Origin of the sequence: uncultured Cetobacterium sp. (assembly GCF_947039425.1) — a bacterium.
In the GTDB taxonomy this organism is placed as follows: domain Bacteria; phylum Fusobacteriota; class Fusobacteriia; order Fusobacteriales; family Fusobacteriaceae; genus Cetobacterium_A.
Window position 1 is genome coordinate 1 of sequence record NZ_CAMQYW010000010.1, and the last position, 23298, is coordinate 23298.

Here is a 23298-nt window from a genome sequence, read left to right on the forward strand (position 1 = left end):
TAATACACTTTTAAAAATTTAAAGTCAATTTTTTTATAAAAAAAAGCTCCAACAAGTGTCGGAGCTTTACTTAAACTATCCTCTTATTTCAGATACAGTTTTTATTTTGTAGTTTTTAAATATTATTGATCCTACATATCCAGTTAATATTCCTGCTACAGCACAAAGACCTGCAGTTATTAATACTTCTTTAGCTGGATTAAATCCAAACATTACTGCAAAACCTGCAATTGGAGTCGCTGTTCCTGTTGCATTATTTACTAATCCAAAGTAATTAACTATCATTCCTGCTATTCCTCCACCAACAAAGTTAGTTGTGAATACTGGAATTGGATTTGCTGAAATAACGTCAGCCTGTGTTAATGGTTCAATTGCTACTGCTATTGTAGTAGATCTATCTCCAAATTTCATTCTATCAAAGAATACAAAGTTTAAGAATGATGATGACATTACTGATAATGCACCTATTGCCATTGGTAATCCTGTTAATCCAAGCATTGCTGTTAATGCCATTGAACTTATTGGAGCTGTTGCAACTACAGTTATAACTCCTCCTAAAACAAATGCCATTACATATGGACTAGCTGATTGAGCTGCAACAATTATATCTCCAATTGTTGACAATGCAAATGTAACTCCTGGTGATATAAATTCTGCTATCCCTCTTCCAAGTGGTGCTGCTATACAAATAATTACAATAAGATCTAAACCATCAGGAATTTTTTCCTCTAATTTAGGTATAATGAATGACATTACATATCCTGCTATGAATCCTGGTAAAATTCCCATTCCTCCGCAAACTGCTCCCATCATTACTGCATAAACTGGTGTTACTCCCAATGCTAATGGTACTAAAATTGCTGCTGCAACTCCACCCATAGCTCCTGCTGATCTTCCAACTTCACCTAAAAAGTGAATTCCTAATAAATCTCCACCAACATATGTATGAAATGCCTCAACTAGAAAACTTGCCGTTGCTGCTCCTGCTAGAGCTCCCATTGCTTTCATTCCTTTTGGTGCTTTTAAACTAAAACCTGTAAAAAATGCTAATAATAGTAATAATAATACCGTTCCTTTAATTAATTCCATAATTTGTCCTTTCTTTTTCTTAATTTCGTTAATATTTTAACAATGAATTGTTTTAATCACAAAAATAATTATACGTTAATCTATATGAAAAGTAAAGTTTTTTTTGCTTTTCATTTGTTTTTTTGCCATTATTTTGTTTTGTTTCCAAACGTTTTAACTCTTATTTAACGTGTTTAAGTAATACTTTACAGACATGTGTTCTGAATTTTTGTTCAGCACTTTTTATTTTCAATACACAAATGCTCTTATTTCACAATAATTGACTGTAATATAGATCTATTGTTGTTATTTTTGCTATTGTTTATAATCAATATATATGTTAAAATCTATTTATCAAATATTATCTAGGAGGTTTTTTCTATGAAAAAAATAATTAACACTACAAATGCACCTGCAGCTCTTGGACCATACTCTCAAGCTATTGAAGTAAACGGAACTTTATATGTTTCAGGACAAATTCCTTTTGTTCCAGCTACAATGACTTTAGTATCAGAAGATGTTAAAGAGCAAGCTAAACAATCTTTAGAAAATATCAAAGCTATACTTGTAGAAGCTGGATACACTTTTGCTGACGTTGTTAAAGCTGGAGTTTTCATTAAAGATATGAACGACTTCGGAGCTATTAACGAAGTTTATGCTGAGTACTTTGGAGAAACTAAACCTGCTAGAGCATGTGTTGAAGTTGCTAGATTACCAAAAGACGTTAAAGTTGAAATTGAAGTAATCGCTGTTAAATAATAGCAAACAAATAAAAAGTGCCCTAGTTTCCTAGAGCACTTTTTTTTATATATTTTCTACATGCATTTTTATTGCAGAGAACTTACATTTTTCATAACATAATTGACATCCTATACATTTACTTTGATCAATTTTATGTTTTTGTTTTACTTCCCCTTCAATACATTTTACAGGGCATACTCTTGCACAAGCTGTACATCCTATACATTTTTCTTCTATAATTTCAGCTTTTTTTATCTCTTTTACTTCACTATTTATTGCTTTAGTTGGACATTTTACTGCGCATAATCCACACTCAACACATTTTTCTACATCTATTTTTGCTAAATTATTTTCAACTGTTATTGCTCCTACTGGACATATTTTAGCACATATTCCACATCCTATACATGCTACAGAGCATGTTTTTCTAGCAATTGCTCCTTTATCTTTAGAAGAACACATCACTCTTACTCTTTTATTTATAGGTAACATTTCAATAACATTTTTAGGACAAGTTGCTACACATTTTTTACACGATACACACTTATCCTCATCTATAAATATTATTCCTTTTTCATCTTTTGAAATAGCATTTACTGGACATACTTTTACACAATCTCCATAACCTAAGCATCCATATTTACAAGACTTATCTCCACCAGCATATAATATCATAGAAGCACATGTTGCTAGTTCTCCTTCAAAATCATAAACTTTAGTTGTTCTAGTGTTATCACCTTGACATAATATTTTTGCTACTATTTTAGGCCCGCTCATATCAACTGTAGCTCCCATAACATCTGCTATTTTCTTAGCTACTGCTTCTCCACCTGGAGAACAAGAAGTCATTCCTGCACCATTTAGTGCTATTGCTTCTGCATAACCAGCACATCCTGGATAACCACATGCTCCACAATTAATTCCTGGTAATATATTTTGTATTGCCTCTACCTTTTCATCAACTTTAACTTCAAACTTCTTAGAAGCATAAGCTAAAAATAATCCCATTACTAAGCCTGTTCCACCTAAAGCTAATACAGGGTATAATATTGTTTCCATCAATTTACCTCCAATCTATATTTGCATTCCACTGAATCCCATAAAGGCCATTGCTAAAAGTCCTGCAGATATAAATGCTATTGGAACTCCTTTAAATGGTCCTGGAACTGCCGCATACTCAATTCTTTCTCTTATTCCTGCTAATAAAACAAGGGCTAACGTAAACCCTATTGCTACAGCTGCTCCATTAATTACTGATTCAATAAAATTATATTCTTGTTGTATATTCAATATTGCTATACCTAATACAGCACAGTTAGTTGTTATTAAAGGAAGAAATACTCCTAGTGCCTTATATAAATTTGGAGAAGTTTTTTGTATTGCCATCTCTACAAATTGAACTAATGATGCTATTATTAAGATAAAAGCTATCGTTTGTAAATATTCTAAATGTAATGGAATTAATATATAATTATATATTGTCCATGTTACCCCTGATGCTAAAGCCATAACAAATGTTACTGCCATTCCCATTCCTATCGAAGCTTCAACTTTCTTTGAAACACCCATAAATGGACAAATTCCTAAAAATTTAGCGAATATTATATTTTGAATAAATATCGCTGTTATAATTAAACTAAATATTTTTGCAAATTCCATTTTTTATTTCACCTCATTTTTTTTAGCTTTATAATAATTTTGACCTGCTATTATACAACCAATTGTTATAAATGCTCCAGGTGCTAATACAAATATTAGAGCTGGCGTAAATGAAGCTGGTGTTACTGGAATTCCAAATGCAGATCCATTTCCTAAAATCTCTCTAATTGTACCTAAAATTGTTAGAGCTAATGTGAATCCTAATCCAGCTCCTAAACCATCTAATATTGATTTAAATACTGTATTTTTAGATGCAAAACTTTCTGCTCTTCCAAGAACTATACAGTTAACAACAATAAGTGGTATAAAAAGACCAAGTACCTTATATAAATCAGGTACATATGCTTGCATAACCATTTGAACTATTGTAACTAATGATGCTATTATCATTATAAATGCTGGTATTCTAACTTTATCAGGAATAAAACTTTTAACCATTGATATTAACATATTTGAAAAAACTATTACTGCCATTGTTGCAAGTCCCATTGCCATTCCATTTATAGAAGATGTAGTTACTCCCAATGTTGGACATAATCCTAATAATAATACAAATACTGGATTTTCTTTTATAATTCCATTTAACAGTATTTCTTTATTTGACTTAGCCATTATTTTTTCACCTCATTTTTAAAACTAGTTAATGCTCTATTTATACCAGTGTATACTGCATGTGGAGATATTGTTGCTCCTGCAAAAGCATCTGTTGATTTATTAAATTCATAAGAAGCATCTCTTCCAATTGCTTTTTTCTGCCACTCATGATCCATTATTTTAGATCCTAATCCTGGTGTTTCTTGGCTGCCTATTATATTTAATCCTGTTATTTTACCTCTTCTATCAAATCCTAAAACAAAATCAATATTTGCAGCATATCCTGGTTGTGAAACTGTTACAACATAACCAGCTAATTTACCATTTTTATTTTTTCCAGGAATATATTTTAGTCCATTAATCTCTATAGTTTCTTTTTCATCAAATGAAACTGCTCTTGGTAAAACCATTACTCTTGCAGCATTTACAGCTTTTATCTCATTTGCTTTTATTACTTTTGATGTTGCATTATTTGCAACAGCTAAAATCCCTGCTGATATAACAGCAATTAAAGTTAAGACAAATCCATAATGTAAAAATCTATTTTCTTTCATTATTTTACCTCCCCAAACTTCTTAGGGCTTGTATATCTATTTATTAAAGGTACGAATCCATTCATTATTAAAATAGAATAAGCTACTCCCTCAGGATAACCACCTTTAAATCTAATTAAAGATACTAAGATTCCTATTCCTAAAGCAAATACAATTCTTCCTTTTTGTGTATGAGGAGAAGTTACCATATCTGTTGCCATAAAGAATGCCCCTAAAAATAATCCACCTGAGAAAATATGTAATACTGGATCTGCTCCTGCAATAAGTGCACTTGCAAAAACTGTAGCAATTATTATTGCTGGTACTTTCCAATCTACATGTTTTTTATAAATTAAATACCCACCACCAATTAATAGTGCAAGAGCTGAAGTTTCACCTAAACAACCACCCATTCTTCCAACAAAAGTATTTAAATATAAATTACCTTTATCAATTAGAGCCATATCTGTTGTTAATCCTCTTTTCATAGCATCTAATAACGTTGCTCCACCAATATCATCATACATAAATGTTGTTATTGCAACTGGCCATGAAGCTTGAATAAATGCTCTTCCTACTAACGCTGGGTTAAATATATTTTGTCCAAGTCCTCCAAAAACCATTTTCCCTAAAGCTATTGATACTATTGCACCAATAATTACATATACTAAAGACATATATGGGGGAATTACAAAAGCATATAAAATACCTGTTAATATTGCACTTCCATCAAAAATTTGTATGTCTTGTTTCATTAATTTTTGGCAGACATATTCAGTTCCCATACAAGCTAAAATAGATACTGCTGTTACTACAATAGCTCTAATTCCAAAAAAATAAAATGCTGCTAAAAGAGCTGGTAATAATGCAATAATTACATCATACATTACATCTTCTACAGTTTCTTTAGTTCTTATATGAGGCGATGGCCCCATTTTTAAAATTTTTGCCACTTTTATCCTCCTATTTCTTTAACGATCTTAATTTTGCTTTTCCTATTTTTATTGCTTCTGTTAATGGTCTATTTGCTGGACAAATATATGAACATGATCCACACTCTATACAGTCCATTAAGTGATATCTTCCCATATCTTCCCATTGAGAAAATTCTGCTAATCTCGCATACATAATTGGTTCTAAAGACATTGGGCAAACATCAACACATTTTCCACAACCTATACAAGATTTTGGCTTGCATGCATTCGTTTCCTCTTTAGTTAAAGCTAATAACCCTGATGTACCCTTTATTACTGGAACTTCTAATTTAAATTGAGCCATTCCCATCATAGGTCCACCCATTACTACTTTTTCAACTATTTCTTCATTGTATCCACAGTATTCTAATATTTCATTTATTGGTGTTCCTATTAAAACTTTTAAATTTTTAGGTTCTGAAATAGCTTTTCCTGTTATAGTTACTACTTTATCTAATAAAGGAAGTCCATTTACAACTGCATCATATATTGCTGCTGCTGTTGTTGTATTATTTACAACTGCTCCAACAGATGATGGTAATTTTCCAGAAGGAACCTCTTTATTTAAGATAGCTTTAATTAAAGATTTTTCCCCTCCTTGAGGATACATTGTTTTTAAAGGCATTACTTCTATGCCTGTTCCTTTACAAGCATTTTTCATAACTTCAATAGATTCTAATTTATTATCCTCTATTCCAATAACAGCTAATTCAACTCCCAAAATATGCTTCATTATTTTTATACCTTCAACAACTTTTTCAGAATCCTCTATCATTACTCTATTATCTGAATTTAAATACGGCTCACACTCTGCTCCATTTAAAAGTAGAGCTTCTATTTTAGTGTCAGCAGGAGGATTTAATTTTATATGAGTAGGGAATGCTGCTCCTCCTAAACCTACTATACCTTTTTCTTTTATTACAGCCAATAATTCCTCTTTAGATGATTTTTTCCAATCCTCTATTTTTTTTAGTTCTACCCATTCATCTGCAAAATCATTTTCAACAACAACTGTTAAAACTTCTCCCATTAAAGGAAATGGCATTACTTCTATTTTTTTTACTATTCCTGACACTGATGAGTGAATTGGAACTGATAAGAACCCTTGTGAGTCTCCTATTTTTTGTCCTTTTAAAACTCTCTCTCCCACTTCTACACACGGTGTTAATGGCACTCCTATATGTTGTAGAAGAGGAATAGTTACCATCTTCGAAGCTTTAAATATTTCTATTGCTTGATTTTCTGTTTGAATCTTATTTTCAGGTGGATGAACTCCTCCCTTAAAACCAAAGAATTTCATAAAATTCCCTCCTTTTAATATATAACTCTATGTCAATTGTTAGAATAACATGTATACATGTATTTGACAACTTTTTTGAATATTTTTTTATAATATTTTATCTTTTTTTGCTACTTTTTGTTATGTTTCTGCATGATTTTCTCTATTTGTACCCCAGAATGTATGTCTTTTACTATAGAAACTGCATTTTCAAACATAGGATCTACAAGATCTATTTCATCTTTTGTAAACCTACCTAGTACAAAATTAATATTTTCTTGTCTAGACATAGCCTTTCCAATTCCACATTTAACTCTTAAAAAATTTTGTCCCACATGTGAAATAATTGATTTTATTCCATTATGTCCACCTGCACTACCATTTATTTTAAATCTTAATTTTCCAAGTGGAAGATCCATATCATCATATATAACAAGCATTTCATTTTCTGAATCTATTTTATAAAATTTTATTACTTGAATTATCGAATTTCCACTCAAATTCATATATGTTTGAGGTTTTAAAAGTATAACCTTCTCTCCGTTTATAGTTTTTTCAGTAATCAACGCTTGAAATTTTTCTTTAAATGGTGGGAAATTTTCATCTTGTGAAAATTTATCTACAATATCAAACCCCACATTATGTCTTGTATTTTTGTACTCATTACCTGGATTTCCTAAACCTACTATTAACTTCATTTATCTCTCTTTCTCCTTTAACGAAAAGAAAGAGAGAATCTTAGATTCTCTCTTTTACTTTTGCTTAATTTTTAACTATTAGCATTTTCCTGAGAAATCATATTTTGCAAGACCACCTAAAGAAGTTTCTTTATATTCTTCTTTTAAATCTTTACCTGTTTCTCCCATAGTTTTTACTACTTGATCAAAAGATATACTATGTTTTCCATCAGTATACATTGCATATTGTGCTGCATCTAGTGCTCTAACTGCTGCTGCTGCATTTCTTTCAATACAAGGAATTTGAACATATCCTCCCACTGGATCACAAGTTAATCCTAAATGATGCTCTAATGCCATTTCTGCTGCATATTCTATTTGATCTAATGATCCTCCTAAAATAAAGCAAGCCATTCCTGCTGCCATTGCACAAGCAGAACCAACTTCAGCTTGACAACCACCCTCTGCTCCAGAAATTGTAGCGTTTTCTTTAATAAGATTTCCTACTAATCCTGCTATTGCAAGACCTTTTAATACTTCTTCATTTGATAATTTATATTCTTCCTTTAATGCATACATTAATCCTGGAATAACTCCTGCAGCTCCACAAGTAGGGGCAGTAACAACTCTACCTCCTCCTCCATTCTCTTCAGATACAGCTAGTGTATAAGCAAATATTCTTCCAATAAATCCATTTCTTGAATTATCGTTTCTAGCTTTTCTTAAGAATGATTGTGCTCTTCTTTGAAGTCTTATAGTTCCAGGTAATACTCCATTTTTAGAAAGTCCTGATTCAACAGAAGCTTCTAAAGCTGTTCTTATTTGATCTAAGAAATACCAAATAGAGTCCCCTTCGTTTTCAACAACGAATTCCCAAATTTCTTTTTTATTTTTTTCACACCATGACATAACATCTGCCATTGTTCCTAAAGGATATACTTTAGATCCACCATGTCTTTGTTGACCATCTTCCATTAAGCTTCCACCACCAACAGAAAATACTAACCAAGAATTCATTTCATTTCCCGCTTCATCCAATGCAATAAACTTCATTCCATTTGTATGATAAGGATGTACAAATTCAGGCATCCATACAATTTCTGTAGCTTTTGGCTTTAATGTCTCTACTATTATGTAATCTGTTAAATGACCCTTTCCTGTTAATGCTAATGATCCATATAACTCAACTACATAGCTTGCTGCATTTTGATTTTCTGCCTTAAATCTTTTTGCTGCTCTTTCAGGCCCCATTGTATGTGAGCTTGATGGTCCGTTTCCAACTTTAAATAATTCTCTTAGTGAATCCATTTTTCCTCCTAAACTTTAAATAAATTTTACTGTCTAATCTCACCCTTATAATTTTTCAATATTAATTTTAAGATTTTATCAACAGTTATATTAATGTCGTTTTCTTCAAGAGTTCCATCTTTCTTTCTAAGAACTATGCTTATAGCAACAGATTTTTTATCTGCTTCTACTTTATCTCCTTCATAAACGTCAAATATAGCAACATTTTCTATAAAGTTAGATGACTTTTTAATATCTTCTAACATTTTTCCAACTAAAACATCTTTATCCACAACAATAGCTAAATCTCTAGTTACTTCTGGATATTTTACAATTTTTTCAAACTTAAGCTTTTTACTTCTATATGTTAATAAAGTTGTCAAATCGATTTCAGCTATGTAAGCTTTTTCTCTTTTTATATCTAAATTCTCAGCAACATCTGGATGTATCTCTCCAAAAGTTCCAATAACAACTTTTCCTATTCTTATATCTGCACTTCTTCCTGGATGGAAGTTAGTATTTGAACTTCTCTCTAATTGATATCTTGAAACACCCATATATTCTAAGAACTTTTCAACATACCCTTTTAAATCATAAAAATCCATTGGTACTGGTTTTGGATCCCAAAGTGATTTAGATATTTTTCCTGCTAATGCCATCGAAACTCTCAATGTTTCATTTGCAAGACCATCCTCTCTCTTTGTAAAAACTCTTGAAACTTCAAAGAATTTTAAACCATTTTGATTTCTATTTAAATTATCTCTAACATTTGTTAATAAACTATAAACTAATGTTGGTCTCATTATAATCATATCATCACTTATTGGATTTGATATTTCTAAAACTTCTTCTTTTATATTTAATAACTTTATTGCATCTTTTGATATAAAGCTATAATTTATAACTTCTTGAAGACCAATCTTAGCTAAAATCTCTTTTGCCTCATCTATTACAATTGTCATAGAATCTTTTTTCCCTGGTCTAATACTTTCTTCTGGCATTTTATTTTCAATATTATCAAAACCATACATTCTAATAATCTCTTCATATAAATCAGCTGTTCTTGTTAAATCTCCTCTGTAAGAAGGTGGTGTTCCTATTATTGTATTAGAATTTAATGTCTTTATTTCAATTCCTAAATTGCTAAGAATTTTCCCAACAATATCTATTTCAATATCTTTTCCCATAAATTTTCTTAATTTATCTAAATTTAAAGGAATCTCTATTTTTTCAGGTTTTTCAATATATCTATCAATACAACCATCTAAAATCTCTCCACCAGTTAATTGAGAAATTAACTCAGCAGCTCTTTCTAAAACTTCTGTTATATTTTCAATATCTAATCCTCTTTCAAATCTATATGATGAATCACTAGATAATGTAAGATTTTTAGATGTTTTTCTAATATTGTCAGGAGTAAAATAAGCACATTCTAAGAATATTTCAGTTGTATCCTCAGTTACCTTACTTGACTCTCCACCCATTATTCCTGCAATACCAAGAGGCTTTTCTGCATCTGCAATTACAAGTTCTCCATTATTAAGTTCTCTTTCAATCCCATCTAATGTTATTAACTTTTCTCCAATTTCAGCTTTTCTTGCAACAATTTTTCTACCCTCTATTTTTGTAATATCATATGCGTGAAGAGGTTGATTACATTCAAATAAAATATAATTTGTAGCATCTACTACATTATTTATCGGGTGTAATCCCATAGATAATAGTCTTTTCTTTAGCCATTCTGGAGACTCTTTAACTTTTATATTTTTTATAACTTTTCCAGAGAATCTCTTACATCTCTCTTTGTCTTCAATTCTAATGTCTATATGACCGTTATTTAAACTTTCAATAATTGTTTTAGATTCAAATTCAGGACATTTTATTTTTCTTCCATAGTATGCTGCAACTTCTCTAGCTATTCCCATATAAGATAAACAATCAGGTCTATTTGGTGTTATTTCTAATTCAAATACAACATCATTTAACCCTTTGTACTCTCTATATTCCATTCCAATTGGTGCATCTTCAGGAAGTATGATTATTCCATCTCCCTCTGTTCCAAGTCCTAATTCAACTTCAGAACAAAGCATTCCTAATGATTCTACACCTCTGATTTTACTTTTTTTAATTTTAAAGTTCCCTGGAAGACAAGCACCAACTGTTGCTACAACAACCTTATCTCCTAATTTATGATTTGGAGCACCACAAACTATTTGTAACTCCTCCTCTTGTCCTACATTAACTTTTAATAAAGTTAATTTCTCAGATTCAGGATGTTTTCCATACTCTGTTATTTCTCCTACTAATACTTTAGCAAGATCTTTCCCTTGTTCCTCTATTGCTTCTACTTCTTGACCTATCATAGTCAATGTGTTTTCAAGTTCTTTTATGTCTTCTTTTATATCGACATATTGTTTTAACCAATCTAACGAAATTAACATTTATGCCTCCACTTTTTATTTGAATTGCTTTAGGAATCTTACATCATTCTCAAAGAATGCTCTTAAATCATCTATTCCATATCTTAACATAGTAATTCTTTCTATTCCCATTCCAAATGCAAAACCTGATACTTCATCAGAATTAAGTCCACCAGCTTCAAGAACTGCAGGATCTACCATTCCACATCCCATAATTTCAAGCCATCCACTATGTTTACAAAGTCTACATCCTTCACCTTTACAGATAACACATTGAACGTCCATCTCTGCACTTGGTTCTGTAAATGGGAAAAAGTGAGGTCTAAATCTTACTTTTGTTTCTCCAAAAACTTTTGTAACAAATTGCTCTAACATTGCTTTTAAGTTAGCAAAAGATACATCAGGCCCTACCATTAATCCTTCCATTTGATGGAACATTGGTGTATGTGATATATCATAATCATTCCTATAAACTTTACCTGGACAAACCATTCTAAATGGAGGTTGATTTTTTTCCATATATCTTGCTTGAACTGGCGATGTATGAGTTCTTAAAACTACATTTTCACTCATATAAAAAGTATCTTGTAAATCTCTAGATGGATGTGTTTCTGGTATATTTAATGCATCAAAGTTATAAGAAGTAAACTCTACTTCTGGACCTTCAGCTATATCAAATCCCATATCTGTAAAGATTCCCTTTAAGAAATTCATAGTTTCTGTTATAGGATGTAATCCTCCTGTAGAAACATCTCTTCCAGGTAATGATATGTCTAACACTTCAGACATTAACTGTTCTTTTTTAGCTTCATTTTTTAATACTAAGTTTTTTTCATCAATTAAATTAGTTATAAATGTTTTAGTTTCATTTACTAATTGACCAAATAAAGGTCTCTCTTCTGGAGATAAATTTCTCATTGACTTTGAAATTTCAGTGAATTCTCCTTTTTTTCCTAAATACTTAACTCTAATCTCATCGATTTCCTGTAACGTTGCGGCTTTTTGGATATTTAAGTTAGCTTCATCCTTTAAAGCACTCAGTTTTTCCTTCATTTACTTCCTCCTAAACAAGGCTTTATCTTAATTTTTTATTTATAAATTCCATTTCATTATTATAGATATTTAATATTCCATAGTTTTCATCTCTTAATGCTCCAGGATTAAAATATACTATTCCATGCTCTTTTTTTAAATACGGAATATGTGTATGTCCAAAAGAAACTGCATCAACTCCTAAGGTTTCAGCATATTTTTCAATAGTCATTTTTTCATTTTTCACATTAAAAAGATGTCCATGTGTTAATAATATTTTTTTACCTTCAATTTCAATTATTTCGTTATCATTAAAATTTTTATCAAACATATCACAATTTCCTCTTACAATATAAAAAGGAATCTCAGGATATACAAATGAACATTCCTCACCATCTGATGAAAAATCACCTGTCCAAAAAACTACATTGGGATTTTCTTTTGTCATTAATTCATAAAATTTTAAGATATCTCCATGCGAATCACTTACTATCAATACTTTCATCTTTTATCCTATAAAAATAGAAGTTTGAGATTTTTCCATAATATTAAGGCCTTTTTTTCCAATTATTTTTTCAAAAAAATAACTTTTACTCAAATTTCCCATTACTAGCATATCATATTTTTTAACTTCTTCTAAATAATCTTCTTTTGCTAAATCTCCAGAATAATTTTTAACTACTACTTTTTTATCTCTTTCTTCCATAAATTGAAGTAATTTATTATCTTCTAATTCATATTGAAGAGTTAACATAGTGTAATCTTTTATTTCTGGAAATAATTTCATAAAACTAGAAGTACTTTTATTTATCTTTACTCCATCATCACTTGCTATTGCAATATTCTCAATAGCTTTTATTGGATCTGATCCCACCATAATAACAGGTTTAAATTGATTTTTTAAAACTGTTATTGCTGACTCTGATAAAATTTCACCTTTTTCAAACATTAATATATCTGCTAGTTTCAAATACTCTTTTATTATTTCCCATGGAAAACCAAACTCTACATTCAATTTTTTTATAATACCTTTTATTTTTAATCTTTCTTTTAAATAATTCATCTCTTCAGTTTCTAGTAACTCTCTCTCTTCTGAGAAAGAGTTATTACTTAAGTTTACTATCATTCCATCCATTGTTGCTGGAATAATCTCATCCCTTCTTACATCTTTTATATATAACGGGATTATTTCGTATCCTAGCTTCTCTTTAAAAAATAACGCACTATCCATTAACACATTTTTTTTTGTTCCTTCACCAAATACAACTAAAACTTTTTTCATAATAACTCCTCCTTAGAATGTTTTTATTCTTGAGCTTCTATTACTTCAGCTACTTCTGCATCTTCCTCTTTAATACTTGCTATTGAAACAACTTTTTCTGAATCAGCTTCATTGACTCTCATAATTTTAACACCTTGTGTTGCTCTTCCAATTATTGAAATTTGCTCTATTGGTGTTCTTATAACAATTCCTGAAGATGTTATAACCATTATTTCTTCTCCCTCTTTAACAGGTTTAACAGCTACAACTTCACCAGTTTTATCACTACATCTTATATTTATAACTCCTTTACCACTTCTTGATTGTAAAGGATACTCATCTACTCTCGTTCTTTTTCCATAACCATTTTCAGTTATAGTTAAAATTGTTTCTAAAGATCCATCTCCAATTAATAGGGCTGATATTACATTATCATTTTTCTTTAAAGATATTCCTTTTACACCAGTTGTATCTCTACCTGTTGGTCTAACATCATCTTTAGAGAATCTTATTGCTTGACCAAGTTTTGTTGATAAGAATACTTGATCTTTAGAATCTACTGGTAATATTCCAACAAATATAATATCATCATTTTCTCTTACTTTTATTGCTTTAAGTCCAGCAATGTTAATATTTTTATATTCACTTAAATTTGTTTTCTTTACAATTCCCTCTCTTGTTACAAATAGAAGTTCTTGATCTTCACTAAATTCTCTGATTTTTATAATTTCTCTTACTTTTTCATCCTCTTTAAGCTTAATAAGGTTTCCAATTAACCTACCTCTAGCTTGCTTAGATGATTCTGGAATTTGATATACTTTAATATGGAATACTCTACCTTTATCTGTAAATACCATCATAGTATCTAAGTTAGACATAACTTCCATTCTTTCAACAAAGTCATCTTCTATTGTATTTTGAGTTGAAACTCCTTTTCCGCCTCTTCTTTGAGCCTTGTACTTATCAAGTTCCATTCTCTTAACATATCCCTTATTTGTTACAGTTACAAGAACACTTTCATCTTTGATTAAATCCTCTGGTCTTATTTCCATTCTCTCTTTTTCTATATTAGTTCTTCTTGGATCATCATATTTCTCTTTTATTGTAATTAATTCATCTTTTATAATTTCGTAGATTTCTTCTTCATTACCTAAAATTTTATTTAACTCAATAATTAAAGACATTAAATCTTCATGCTCTTTATCTATTTTTTCTCTCTCTAAACCTGTTAATCTTTGTAATTTCATATCTAAAATAGATTTTGCTTGTTCTTCACTAAATCCATATTTATCTATTAATGAAAGTCTAGCACTATTTCCATCTAAAGATCCTCTTACAATTTCAATAACTCTATCAATATTTTCTAAAGCTATTATAAAACCTTTTAAAATATGAGCTCTTTTTTCAGTTTTATTTAATGTAAACTGAGTTCTTCTTGTTACAACTTCAAATCTATGCTTTAAATATTCACTTAATATCTCTTTTAAGTTTAAAACCTTAGGAACATTATTCACTAAAGCTAACATAATTATTCCAAAAGTATTTTGTAACTCTGTATATTTATATAAAGAGTTTAAAATTAATTCAGGTTCTTCACCTTTTTTTAATTCTATAACTACTCTTATTCCATCTCTATCTGACTCATCTCTTAAATCAGATATTCCTGTTATTCTCTTCTCTTTAACAAGATTTGCAATTTTTTCAATTAAACTTGATTTATTCAACTGGTATGGAATCTCTTTTATTATTATGCTTTCTCTTCCATTTTTATGAGTTTCAGTTTCTACTTTTCCTCTAACTCTAACTCTTCCTCTTCCTGTTGTATATGCATCATATATTCCAGCTTCACCATCAATTATTCCTCCTGTAGGAAAATCAGGTCCTTTTATATACTCCATTAATTCTACAGGTGTTATATCTCTATTTTCTATAAGAGCTAAAACTCCATCAACAACCTCTCCTAAATTATGTGGAGGAATATTAGTTGCCATTCCTACTGCTATTCCTGTTGCTCCATTTAATAGTAAATTAGGCAATTTTGCAGGTAATACAATTGGTTCATCTAATGAATCATCAAAGTTCTTTCTGAAATCAATTGTATCTTTATCTATATCATCAAGTAATTCATTACTTATTTTTGTCATTTTTGCTTCAGTATATCTCATTGCTGCTGCTGAGTCTCCATCAATTGAACCAAAGTTTCCATGTCCATCAACTAATTGATATCTAAAGGCAAAATCTTGTGCCATTCTAACCATTGTATTATATACTGCTGTGTCTCCATGAGGATGATACTTACCTAATACTTCTCCTACTATTCTTGCTGATTTTTTATATGCTTTATCATTTGTCATTCCCATATCGTTCATAGCAAATAAGATTCTTCTATGAACTGGTTTTAATCCATCTCTTACATCTGGTAATGCTCTACTAACTATAACACTCATAGAGTAATCTAGATAGGATTGTTTTAATTCTTCCTCTATATATCTATTATTTACATTAGACATTGTTTCCTCCTAGAACTAACTTTTATTACTGTTTATATACACTTAAATATCTAAGTTTTTTACATATTCTGCATGTTCTTCTATAAATTCTCTTCTCGGTTCAACTTTATCACCCATTAATTTATCAAATAAAATATCTGCTTCTCTTGCATCATCTATTGACACTTTTAATAAAGTTCTCGTATCTGGATCCATTGTTGTTTCCCATAGTTGAACTGGATTCATTTCTCCAAGACCTTTATATCTTTGAAGAGTATATCTTTTCTCTTCTCCTTCTAAAGAATTAACTACTTCTTTTAATTGTCTGTCTGAATAAGCATAAGATATATTTCTTCCTTGAGTAACTTTAAATAATGGTGGTTGAGCTATATAAATATTTCCATTATGAATTAAATCAACCATATATCTATAAAGGAATGTTAATATTAATGTTCTAATATGTGCTCCATCAACGTCAGCATCGGTCATTATTATGATTTTTCCATATCTCAATTTCTCAACATTAAAATTATCTCCAATACTTGTTCCAAAAGCTGTTACCATTGCTCTAACTTCTGCATTTTCTAAAGCTTTATGAAGACCTGATTTTTCAACATTTATTATTTTACCTCTAAGTGGTAATATTGCTTGGAAAGATCTATCTCTACCTTGCTTTGCTGATCCACCTGCCGAATCTCCCTCAACTATATAAACTTCACACTCTTCAGGATTCTTCGATGAACAATCTGCTAATTTACCAGGTAATGATCCTACATCTAAAGCTGATTTTCTAAGAACTAATTCTCTTGCTCTTTGAGCAGCTTCTCTTGCTCTTTTTGAATTTAGAATTTTCTCAATAACAATTTTTAAGTCATTTGGAGTATCTTCTAAATACATTTTTATTTGAGCTCCAGCAACAGAAGATACTATTCCTGTTACTTCACTATTTCCTAGTTTAGTTTTAGTTTGTCCTTCAAATTGTGGTTGTGGAACCTTAACAGATACAATAGCTGTTAATCCTTCTCTAATATCTGAACCTTGAAGTTTTCCATCTTTATCCTTTATCAATCCTGTTGTTTTTCCTAAATCATTTATAACTCTTGTAAGAGCTGTTCTAAATCCACTAACGTGAGTTCCACCTTCATGAGTATTTATATTATTTACAAAAGAGTATATTGTTTCCCTTTGATTTGTGTTATAACTCATTGCTATTTCAACTGTTACATTATCTACTTCTCCAGACATGTACACAGGTGCTTTTATAATTTGAGCATTACTTTTTTCAATCTCTTTAATATAATCTAAAATTCCACCTTCAAATTCTAGATCTATAACTTTAGCAGGTTCTTTTCTTAAATCTGCTAACTCAATTTTTAATCCTTTATTTAAATATGCTAACTCTCTCAATCTAGTTTCTAATGTTGCAAAACTATAAATTAAAGTTTCAAATATTTCATAGTCAGCTTTAAACCTAACCATTGTTCCTGTTGATTCTGATATTCCTATTTCTTTAACATCATTTTCAGGAACTCCTCTGCTATATCTTTGGAAATAAACTTTTCCAGCTCTTTCTACTGTTACTTCTAGCCATTCTGATAAAGCATTAACTACTGATACTCCAACTCCGTGAAGTCCTCCAGATACTTTATAGTTATTATTTTCAAACTTTCCTCCAGCATGAAGAACTGTTAAAACTATTTCTAAAGCAGATTTCCCATATTTTGGATGTAAATCTACTGGAATTCCTCTTCCGTTATCTCTAACTTCGATAATATTATCAGGAAGTATTGATACTTTAATTGTATCTGCATATCCTGCAAGAGCCTCATCTACTGAGTTATCTACTATTTCCCAAACTAAATGATGTAACCCTCTTTCAGATGTCGTTCCTATATACATTCCTGGTCTTTTTCTTACAGCTTCTAAACCTTCTAAGACCGTAATATTTTCTGCTTGATAATTATTTGTTGTCATTTTTATCCTCCAATACCTTATCTAGACTTTTCTTTTTTAAAGAGCATAATTTACACATATTATCCTCTCCTAAAAACATAACTCCACAACTTTCACATTTTTTAAATCCTCTTAAACTAAGATCTTTTTCCCGTTCTAAAGATTTTTTTTTTAAAACTTCTATTTTTTCTTCAAATGAAAGATCTTTTAATTCTGATTTAAATTCTTTTTTTGTTTTTTCAGAATTTTGTATATATTCTTTTTGATACTCTATATTTTTAACTTTAGAAACCTTAAAAATAATTTCTTTTATATAATTACCTTTTAATAAAATATTTATATTTTTCAAATATTTTTCTTTATTCATAGACATATGATGTAAATAAATACTATCTTCAACTGTTACATAAAGAGTTTCATCTTTAATCCAAAGTGGTGTACTTTTAGCTGATAATTTATCTGTAACTTCATTCCAACAACCTCTAATTATACCCTCTTTTAATTTTTTACTTTTTATAACAGCTTCATCGATAGCTTCTTTTACACTAAACAGCTCCATTTTGAATCTCTCCTTTATTTATTTCAAAATCTTTAGATTCAATTTCTAAATTACTTGTAGAACTAATGAATACTTGAAGTTCTCTTCTTTTTAAATAATTAATTATATTTTCTTTTCTTATTGAATCAAAATAAGAGGAAATATCATCAATTATAAAAATAGGCGTTTCTCTTTTTTCTCTAATAACCATATCTATTTCTGATAGTTTTAAAGAAAAAATTATAGATTTTTTTTCACCTTGAGATGAATATGACTTTGCTTCTTTACTATTTAAAATAAATTTAAAATCATCCTTTTGAGGACCAATCATTGAAAATCCATATTTTAATTCCTGTTTTCTATAATGCGCTATTTTTTCAACAACCTTTTCTTCAATAGTATTTAAATCCAATCCTTTTAAATCTCCTAAAAAATTTTCATACTTTAAACTCAACTCTTTTTTTTCATCAAAAAGTTTTCTGTAATTTAAATTTAAAATAATTGAAATGTTTTTTACATATTCAAACCTTTTCTTCATTAATCGTGCTGCTAGTTTTATAAATTTGTCTTCATAAATAGAAAAAAGTTCATCTTGATTTTTTTTCTCTTTTAAATATTTATTTCTTATTTTTAAAATTTTATTATAATCTTTTAAGTCTTTAAAATAATCATAATTACTTTGAGCTATCTCTCCATCGAAAAATGTCCTTCTAACTATCGGAGAACCAGTTATTAACTCAATATCTTCTGGAATAAAAGTTACAACATTAACTTTTCCATAAAATTCATCAAAAATAATTTTTTTACCATTGTAATTATACTCTTTTTTATTTTTATCCATTTTTACACTTTGAGATTTTTCTGATATTAAATCCCTATATAAAATATAACTTCCCATTTTCTCTTTATTATATTTTATTAATTCTGTGTTTTTTGCAGTTCTAAAACTTTTCCCTGTAGCACTAAAATATATAGCTTCTAATATGCTTGTTTTTCCTTGGCCATTTTTACCAAAAAAAAGATTAAATCTAGGCGAAAAACGAATATTTCTGTCCTCCAGATTTCTAAAATTTATATAATTCATTTCAAGAATTTCCAAATTTTTCACCTCAAATTTCTTTTAGCTTAAGCTATTTTGTACTTTATATCAAAAAATTCAACAGTGTCTCCTGGATAAATCTTTTTTCCACGTCTTAACTCTACTTCTCCATTAACTTTAACTTCTCCATTTAAAATCAATTCTTTTGCTTGTCCACCAGTTTCTAATTCTCCAGTAAATTTCATTAATTGATCTAATTTTATAAATTCTGTAGTGATTTTTATCTCTTGCATTTTCCCTCCTAAAAACATTACGTCTATTATACATTTTACCATAATTTTATGTTTATTTCTATATTAATTAAATATTGTTTCCTCTCTAAAACCTCTTTATTTTCTTAGGTTATTTAAAAAAAATATTTTTTTCAACTTTATTCTTTTTTTAATTTTATTTTTTTGTTTTTTTTACATTTAGTATTATTTTAGAATTGTTTTATTTTTATTTTTATACTTTTTTATCAGGATCTTCTCGCAAAAATAAAGTGTACAATATTTATTTGATATTTCATTTTTAATCAATAACTTCTTTTATAAAAAGTAATGTTTATAATTCAGATTCAGATTCTTTGTTTTTTTATTTTTTTAAACTTTTTATCAATCGATATTTTTTACAAGGTACTTTGTCCTATGTATATTCTAGTTTTTCTAATATAATTTAAAGTATAAATTAATTTTGGACAAGTGTCCTAAATATTATAATAATAAATTATAGAGGAGCTGGTAGCGTGTCTATACTGAGAAGTATATTCGGAATTTTTGCAATTTTATTTTTAGGTTATCTTTTATCATATGATAGAAAAAATATCAAATGGAGAACAATTTTTGCTGGATTTGCACTTCAACTTTCTTTTGCATTTTTAGTTATGAAAACATCTATTGGAATAGCTGCTTTAAGTGCTGTTTCAAGAGGATTCAATAATGTTATTGCACAAGCAAATCATGGAATACAATTTGTTTTTGGAGGCCTTTATGGTCCTGGAAGTAATATTGCTTTTGTTTTTGCTTTTAATGTTTTACCATTAATTATATTTTTTGGAGCTCTAATTTCTGTTTTATATCACCTAGGAATTATGCAGTTTGTTATTAAATATATTGGTGGAGGAATTTCAAAACTTTTAGGAACTAGAGATGCTGAATCTATCTCTGCTGCTGCAAATATATTTTTAGGTCAATCTGAAGCACCTCTTGTTATCAAACCTTATATTGCTAACTTAAGTAAATCTCAGCTTTTTGCTGTTCTTACTTGCGGAGTTGCATCTGTTTCAGGATCTACTTTAGCTGCTTATGCTGCTCTTGGTGTTCCTATGAAATATTTAATTGCAGGTTCTTTCATGGCTGCTCCAAGTGGATTAGTTTTTGCTAAATTAATCAAACCTGAAACTGAGCCTGAAACTGAATCAGAAAGAATAGTTTTTGAGAAGAGTGACTCAGTTAACGTTATTGAAGCTGCTGCTAAAGGAACAATTGATGGAATGAATATAGCACTTATCATTGGTTCTATATTAATATCATTTATTGCCTTAGTTTCACTTGTAAATATGATTTTAGGTGGTATTGGTGGACTCTTCGGACTTCATGTTACCTTACAATCTATTCTTGGTTATCTTTTTTCTCCAATAGCCTATGTGATGGGTATTCCTTGGCATGAAGCTACATATGCAGGAAGTTTACTTGGACAAAAAATGATTTTAAATGAATTTGTTGCTTATGTTGACTTTGGTGCTCATATGCATAATTTGTCAGATAAAACTATCGCTATTATGAGTTTTGCTTTGCTTGGTTTTGCCAACGTAGCATCTCTAGGACTTCAAATAGGGGCTCTTGGAGCTATCGCACCTAATAGAAGAAGCGAAATTGCTCAAGTTGGAATGAGAGCTATTTTAGCAGGTTTCTTAGCATCACTATTAAATGGTGTTATTGCTGGTTTATTCTTTTAATTAAATTTAATCAAAACAGGATCAAATCTATAAGATTTGATCCTGTTTTTTATTTTGCTCTTGATTTTTACTCTTTTTTATAATATACTCGTAAAAATATTTTTTTTAGGGGGTCAAATGAAAAAAAAGATTAAAATACCTGATACTTATGTCATTATATTTTTTGTTGTAATATTCGCAGCCTTATTAACTTATTTAGTTCCTGTTGGAAATTTTGATATGGAAACAATTGAATATGCAACTGATACTGGAATGAAGTCTAGAACAGTTCCTATTCCTGGAAGTTTTAAATATGCTCTTAACTCTTTAGGGGAACCTTTGCGTAAAGGAATTCCAATCTTTGCTGCTGGTGGAGCTATGAGTATTACAAACTATATCTTTGAAGGACTTGTTAGTGGTGATAAATGGGGAACTGCTGTTGGTATAATTGCTTTTATACTTATTACTGGGGGAGCCTTTGGCATCATATTAAAGACAAATGCTGTTGAAGCTGGGATTTTAAATATGATAAAGAAAACAAAAGGTTCAGAAATTCTTTTAATTCCTCTAGTATTTTTTCTTTTCTCTTTAGGAGGAGCTGTTTTTGGAATGGGAGAAGAAGCCATTCCTTTTGCTATGATTTTGATTCCTATTGTTGTTGGTATGGGCTACGATTCTATAACCGGTATTTTTATGTGCTACATCTCTACTCAAATTGGATTTGGTACATCTTGGATGAATCCTTTTGGAGTGGCTATTGCTCAAGGAGTTGCTGGAATTCCTGTGTTATCTGGAGCAATGTTTAGAATCTTTATGTGGCTATTCTTTACCGCATTTGGAATGCTATATACAATGAGATATGCAAAAAAAGTTAAAGCTAATCCTGAAAGTTCAATTTCTTATGAAACTGATAAATTTTTTAGAGATGATTTTAAGGCTCAAGAAGCTCAAGATATTGAGTTTAAATTAGGACATAAATTAGTTTTTTTAATAATTTTTTTAGGAATGTCTTGGATTGTTTGGGGTGTTGTTTTCCACGGTTATTATCTACCTGAAATTGCAGCACAATTTACAATTATGGGAATTTCTTCTGGTATTGTAGGTGTTATTTTCAAACTTAATAATATGACTATTAATGATATTGCAACATCATTTCGAAAGGGAGCAGAAGATCTAATTGGTGCTGCTCTTGTTGTTGGTATGGCAAAAGGTATTGTTTTAGTTTTAGGAGGAATTGATGCAAATACTCCTACTGTACTTAATACTATTTTAAACTCTGTTGCTGGAGTTTTAGGAAATCTACATGCATCTGTCTCTGCTGTTGCTATGTATTTCTTCCAATCTTTATTTAATTTCTTTGTTGTATCAGGATCTGGTCAAGCTGCTTTAACTATGCCTATTATGGCTCCATTATCAGATTTAGTTGGAGTTCCTAGACAAGTAGCTGTATTAGCTTTTCAACTGGGAGATGGTTTTACAAATATGATTGTTCCTACTTCAGGAATTTTAATGGCTATTTTAGGAATAGCAAAAGTTGATTGGGGGGTATGGGCAAAAAAACAAATAAAATTCCAAGGTATTTTATTTATTTTAGGTTCTATCTTTGTTATTTTTGGTGTTCTTACTAATTTTAGTTAAAATAAAAGGGAATTTGAAATTCCCTTTTTTATTATATATTTTTTTATAAAAAAAAAGATGTATCTCTACATCTTAAAAATCTTTATAATGGCGGGAGTGACGAGGGTCGAACTCGCGACCTCATGCGTGACAGGCATGCGC

21 protein-coding genes are annotated in these 23298 nt (G+C 29.8%); 3 read left to right on the plus strand and 18 right to left on the minus strand.

The window, feature by feature from the left end:
- Positions 1-75 precede the first annotated feature (75 nt).
- Positions 76-1089 carry a PTS sugar transporter subunit IIC gene (locus Q0V09_RS01840; protein WP_297406205.1) on the minus strand — a complete coding sequence of 338 codons (1014 nt, stop codon included), beginning with the start codon at positions 1087-1089 and terminating at the stop codon, positions 76-78.
- A 360-nt stretch (positions 1090-1449) separates the two neighbouring features.
- Here Q0V09_RS01840 and Q0V09_RS01845 point away from each other — a divergent pair, with 360 nt between their 5' ends.
- A complete protein-coding gene (locus tag Q0V09_RS01845; protein ID WP_297406207.1) occupies positions 1450-1827 on the plus strand; it encodes a RidA family protein in 378 nt (125 codons plus the stop codon).
- Between the two features lie 45 nt (positions 1828-1872).
- On the opposite strand, the gene Q0V09_RS01850 is transcribed toward Q0V09_RS01845, so the two are convergent.
- The 17 genes from Q0V09_RS01850 to yaaA all read right to left on the minus strand — a co-directional run bounded on the left by Q0V09_RS01850 (position 1873) and on the right by yaaA (position 19837).
- Positions 1873-2868 (minus strand): RnfABCDGE type electron transport complex subunit B, encoded by a 996-nt coding sequence (locus tag Q0V09_RS01850; RefSeq protein WP_297406208.1) that lies wholly within the window; start codon positions 2866-2868, stop codon positions 1873-1875.
- A 15-nt stretch (positions 2869-2883) separates the two neighbouring features.
- Positions 2884-3468, minus strand: a complete 585-nt coding sequence (gene rsxA / locus Q0V09_RS01855) for an electron transport complex subunit RsxA (protein ID WP_297406210.1) — start codon at positions 3466-3468, stop codon at positions 2884-2886.
- Positions 3469-3471: 3 nt separating this feature from the next.
- Complete coding sequence (locus Q0V09_RS01860; RefSeq protein ID WP_297406212.1) at positions 3472-4080, minus strand: RnfABCDGE type electron transport complex subunit E; 609 nt, start codon at positions 4078-4080, stop codon at positions 3472-3474.
- Entirely contained in the window at positions 4080-4616 is a 537-nt protein-coding gene (locus Q0V09_RS01865) for an RnfABCDGE type electron transport complex subunit G (protein ID WP_297406213.1), read from the minus strand. Before Q0V09_RS01865 ends, Q0V09_RS01860 begins: the two co-directional genes overlap by 1 nt.
- A complete protein-coding gene (locus tag Q0V09_RS01870) occupies positions 4616-5548 on the minus strand; it encodes an RnfABCDGE type electron transport complex subunit D (RefSeq protein WP_297406215.1) in 933 nt (310 codons plus the stop codon). The genes Q0V09_RS01865 and Q0V09_RS01870 overlap by 1 nt, the downstream gene beginning before the upstream one ends.
- A 10-nt stretch (positions 5549-5558) precedes the next feature.
- Positions 5559-6869 carry an electron transport complex subunit RsxC gene (rsxC, locus tag Q0V09_RS01875; protein WP_297486898.1) on the minus strand — a complete coding sequence of 437 codons (1311 nt, stop codon included), beginning with the start codon at positions 6867-6869 and terminating at the stop codon, positions 5559-5561.
- Between the two features lie 110 nt (positions 6870-6979).
- Positions 6980-7546 (minus strand): aminoacyl-tRNA hydrolase, encoded by a 567-nt coding sequence (gene pth, locus Q0V09_RS01880; RefSeq protein ID WP_297406219.1) that lies wholly within the window; start codon positions 7544-7546, stop codon positions 6980-6982.
- A 78-nt stretch (positions 7547-7624) separates the two neighbouring features.
- Positions 7625-8833 (minus strand): L-serine ammonia-lyase, iron-sulfur-dependent, subunit alpha, encoded by a 1209-nt coding sequence (locus Q0V09_RS01885; RefSeq protein ID WP_297486901.1) that lies wholly within the window; start codon positions 8831-8833, stop codon positions 7625-7627.
- Positions 8834-8859: 26 nt separating this feature from the next.
- Complete coding sequence (gene pheT / locus Q0V09_RS01890; RefSeq protein WP_297486905.1) at positions 8860-11253, minus strand: phenylalanine--tRNA ligase subunit beta; 2394 nt, start codon at positions 11251-11253, stop codon at positions 8860-8862.
- 15 nt (positions 11254-11268) lie between these two features.
- The gene (pheS, locus tag Q0V09_RS01895; RefSeq protein ID WP_297405163.1) at positions 11269-12285 is read right to left on the minus strand and encodes a phenylalanine--tRNA ligase subunit alpha; all 1017 of its coding nucleotides are present in this window, start codon (positions 12283-12285) and stop codon (positions 11269-11271) included.
- 22 nt (positions 12286-12307) lie between these two features.
- The gene (locus Q0V09_RS01900; protein ID WP_297405165.1) at positions 12308-12769 is read right to left on the minus strand and encodes a metallophosphoesterase; all 462 of its coding nucleotides are present in this window, start codon (positions 12767-12769) and stop codon (positions 12308-12310) included.
- Positions 12770-12772: 3 nt separating this feature from the next.
- Positions 12773-13546 carry a hypothetical protein gene (locus Q0V09_RS01905; RefSeq protein ID WP_297405168.1) on the minus strand — a complete coding sequence of 258 codons (774 nt, stop codon included), beginning with the start codon at positions 13544-13546 and terminating at the stop codon, positions 12773-12775.
- Positions 13547-13569: 23 nt separating this feature from the next.
- Positions 13570-16035, minus strand: coding sequence for a DNA gyrase subunit A (gyrA, locus tag Q0V09_RS01910; RefSeq protein ID WP_297405169.1), 2466 nt, complete (start codon positions 16033-16035; stop codon positions 13570-13572).
- A 42-nt stretch (positions 16036-16077) separates the two neighbouring features.
- Complete coding sequence (gyrB, locus tag Q0V09_RS01915; RefSeq protein ID WP_297405170.1) at positions 16078-17988, minus strand: DNA topoisomerase (ATP-hydrolyzing) subunit B; 1911 nt, start codon at positions 17986-17988, stop codon at positions 16078-16080.
- Positions 17975-18526, minus strand: a complete 552-nt coding sequence (locus Q0V09_RS01920; protein WP_297405172.1) for a DUF721 domain-containing protein — start codon at positions 18524-18526, stop codon at positions 17975-17977. The genes gyrB and Q0V09_RS01920 overlap by 14 nt, the downstream gene beginning before the upstream one ends.
- Positions 18513-19604 carry a DNA replication/repair protein RecF gene (locus Q0V09_RS01925; RefSeq protein ID WP_297405174.1) on the minus strand — a complete coding sequence of 364 codons (1092 nt, stop codon included), beginning with the start codon at positions 19602-19604 and terminating at the stop codon, positions 18513-18515. The genes Q0V09_RS01920 and Q0V09_RS01925 overlap by 14 nt, the downstream gene beginning before the upstream one ends.
- Positions 19605-19630: 26 nt before the next feature.
- Positions 19631-19837 carry a S4 domain-containing protein YaaA gene (gene yaaA / locus Q0V09_RS01930; RefSeq protein WP_297405176.1) on the minus strand — a complete coding sequence of 69 codons (207 nt, stop codon included), beginning with the start codon at positions 19835-19837 and terminating at the stop codon, positions 19631-19633.
- Between the two features lie 491 nt (positions 19838-20328).
- Between yaaA and Q0V09_RS01935 the strand changes: the two genes are divergently transcribed.
- Both Q0V09_RS01935 and yfcC read left to right on the plus strand, forming a co-directional pair.
- The gene (locus tag Q0V09_RS01935; protein WP_297405177.1) at positions 20329-21540 is read left to right on the plus strand and encodes a nucleoside transporter C-terminal domain-containing protein; all 1212 of its coding nucleotides are present in this window, start codon (positions 20329-20331) and stop codon (positions 21538-21540) included.
- Between the two features lie 117 nt (positions 21541-21657).
- Positions 21658-23157: a putative basic amino acid antiporter YfcC gene (gene yfcC / locus Q0V09_RS01940; RefSeq protein WP_297486909.1), complete on the plus strand. Its 1500-nt coding sequence runs from the start codon at positions 21658-21660 to the stop codon at positions 23155-23157.
- Positions 23158-23298 lie beyond the last annotated feature (141 nt).

What these genes read in the sequence shown, in the direction of transcription:
- Q0V09_RS01840 (WP_297406205.1), bottom strand. Translation starts at nt 1,089, where the DNA reads ATGGAATTAATTAAAGGAACGGTATTATTATTACTATTATTAGCATTT.
- Q0V09_RS01845 (WP_297406207.1), top strand. Translation starts at nt 1,450, where the DNA reads ATGAAAAAAATAATTAACACTACAAATGCACCTGCAGCTCTTGGACCA.
- Q0V09_RS01850 (WP_297406208.1), bottom strand. Translation starts at nt 2,868, where the DNA reads ATGGAAACAATATTATACCCTGTATTAGCTTTAGGTGGAACAGGCTTA.
- rsxA (WP_297406210.1), bottom strand. Translation starts at nt 3,468, where the DNA reads ATGGAATTTGCAAAAATATTTAGTTTAATTATAACAGCGATATTTATT.
- Q0V09_RS01860 (WP_297406212.1), bottom strand. Translation starts at nt 4,080, where the DNA reads ATGGCTAAGTCAAATAAAGAAATACTGTTAAATGGAATTATAAAAGAA.
- Q0V09_RS01865 (WP_297406213.1), bottom strand. Translation starts at nt 4,616, where the DNA reads ATGAAAGAAAATAGATTTTTACATTATGGATTTGTCTTAACTTTAATT.
- rsxC (WP_297486898.1), bottom strand. Translation starts at nt 6,869, where the DNA reads ATGAAATTCTTTGGTTTTAAGGGAGGAGTTCATCCACCTGAAAATAAG.
- pth (WP_297406219.1), bottom strand. Translation starts at nt 7,546, where the DNA reads ATGAAGTTAATAGTAGGTTTAGGAAATCCAGGTAATGAGTACAAAAAT.
- Q0V09_RS01885 (WP_297486901.1), bottom strand. Translation starts at nt 8,833, where the DNA reads ATGGATTCACTAAGAGAATTATTTAAAGTTGGAAACGGACCATCAAGC.
- pheT (WP_297486905.1), bottom strand. Translation starts at nt 11,253, where the DNA reads ATGTTAATTTCGTTAGATTGGTTAAAACAATATGTCGATATAAAAGAA.
- pheS (WP_297405163.1), bottom strand. Translation starts at nt 12,285, where the DNA reads ATGAAGGAAAAACTGAGTGCTTTAAAGGATGAAGCTAACTTAAATATC.
- Q0V09_RS01900 (WP_297405165.1), bottom strand. Translation starts at nt 12,769, where the DNA reads ATGAAAGTATTGATAGTAAGTGATTCGCATGGAGATATCTTAAAATTT.
- Q0V09_RS01905 (WP_297405168.1), bottom strand. Translation starts at nt 13,546, where the DNA reads ATGAAAAAAGTTTTAGTTGTATTTGGTGAAGGAACAAAAAAAAATGTG.
- gyrA (WP_297405169.1), bottom strand. Translation starts at nt 16,035, where the DNA reads ATGTCTAATGTAAATAATAGATATATAGAGGAAGAATTAAAACAATCC.
- gyrB (WP_297405170.1), bottom strand. Translation starts at nt 17,988, where the DNA reads ATGACAACAAATAATTATCAAGCAGAAAATATTACGGTCTTAGAAGGT.
- Q0V09_RS01920 (WP_297405172.1), bottom strand. Translation starts at nt 18,526, where the DNA reads ATGGAGCTGTTTAGTGTAAAAGAAGCTATCGATGAAGCTGTTATAAAA.
- yaaA (WP_297405176.1), bottom strand. Translation starts at nt 19,837, where the DNA reads ATGCAAGAGATAAAAATCACTACAGAATTTATAAAATTAGATCAATTA.
- yfcC (WP_297486909.1), top strand. Translation starts at nt 21,658, where the DNA reads ATGAAAAAAAAGATTAAAATACCTGATACTTATGTCATTATATTTTTT.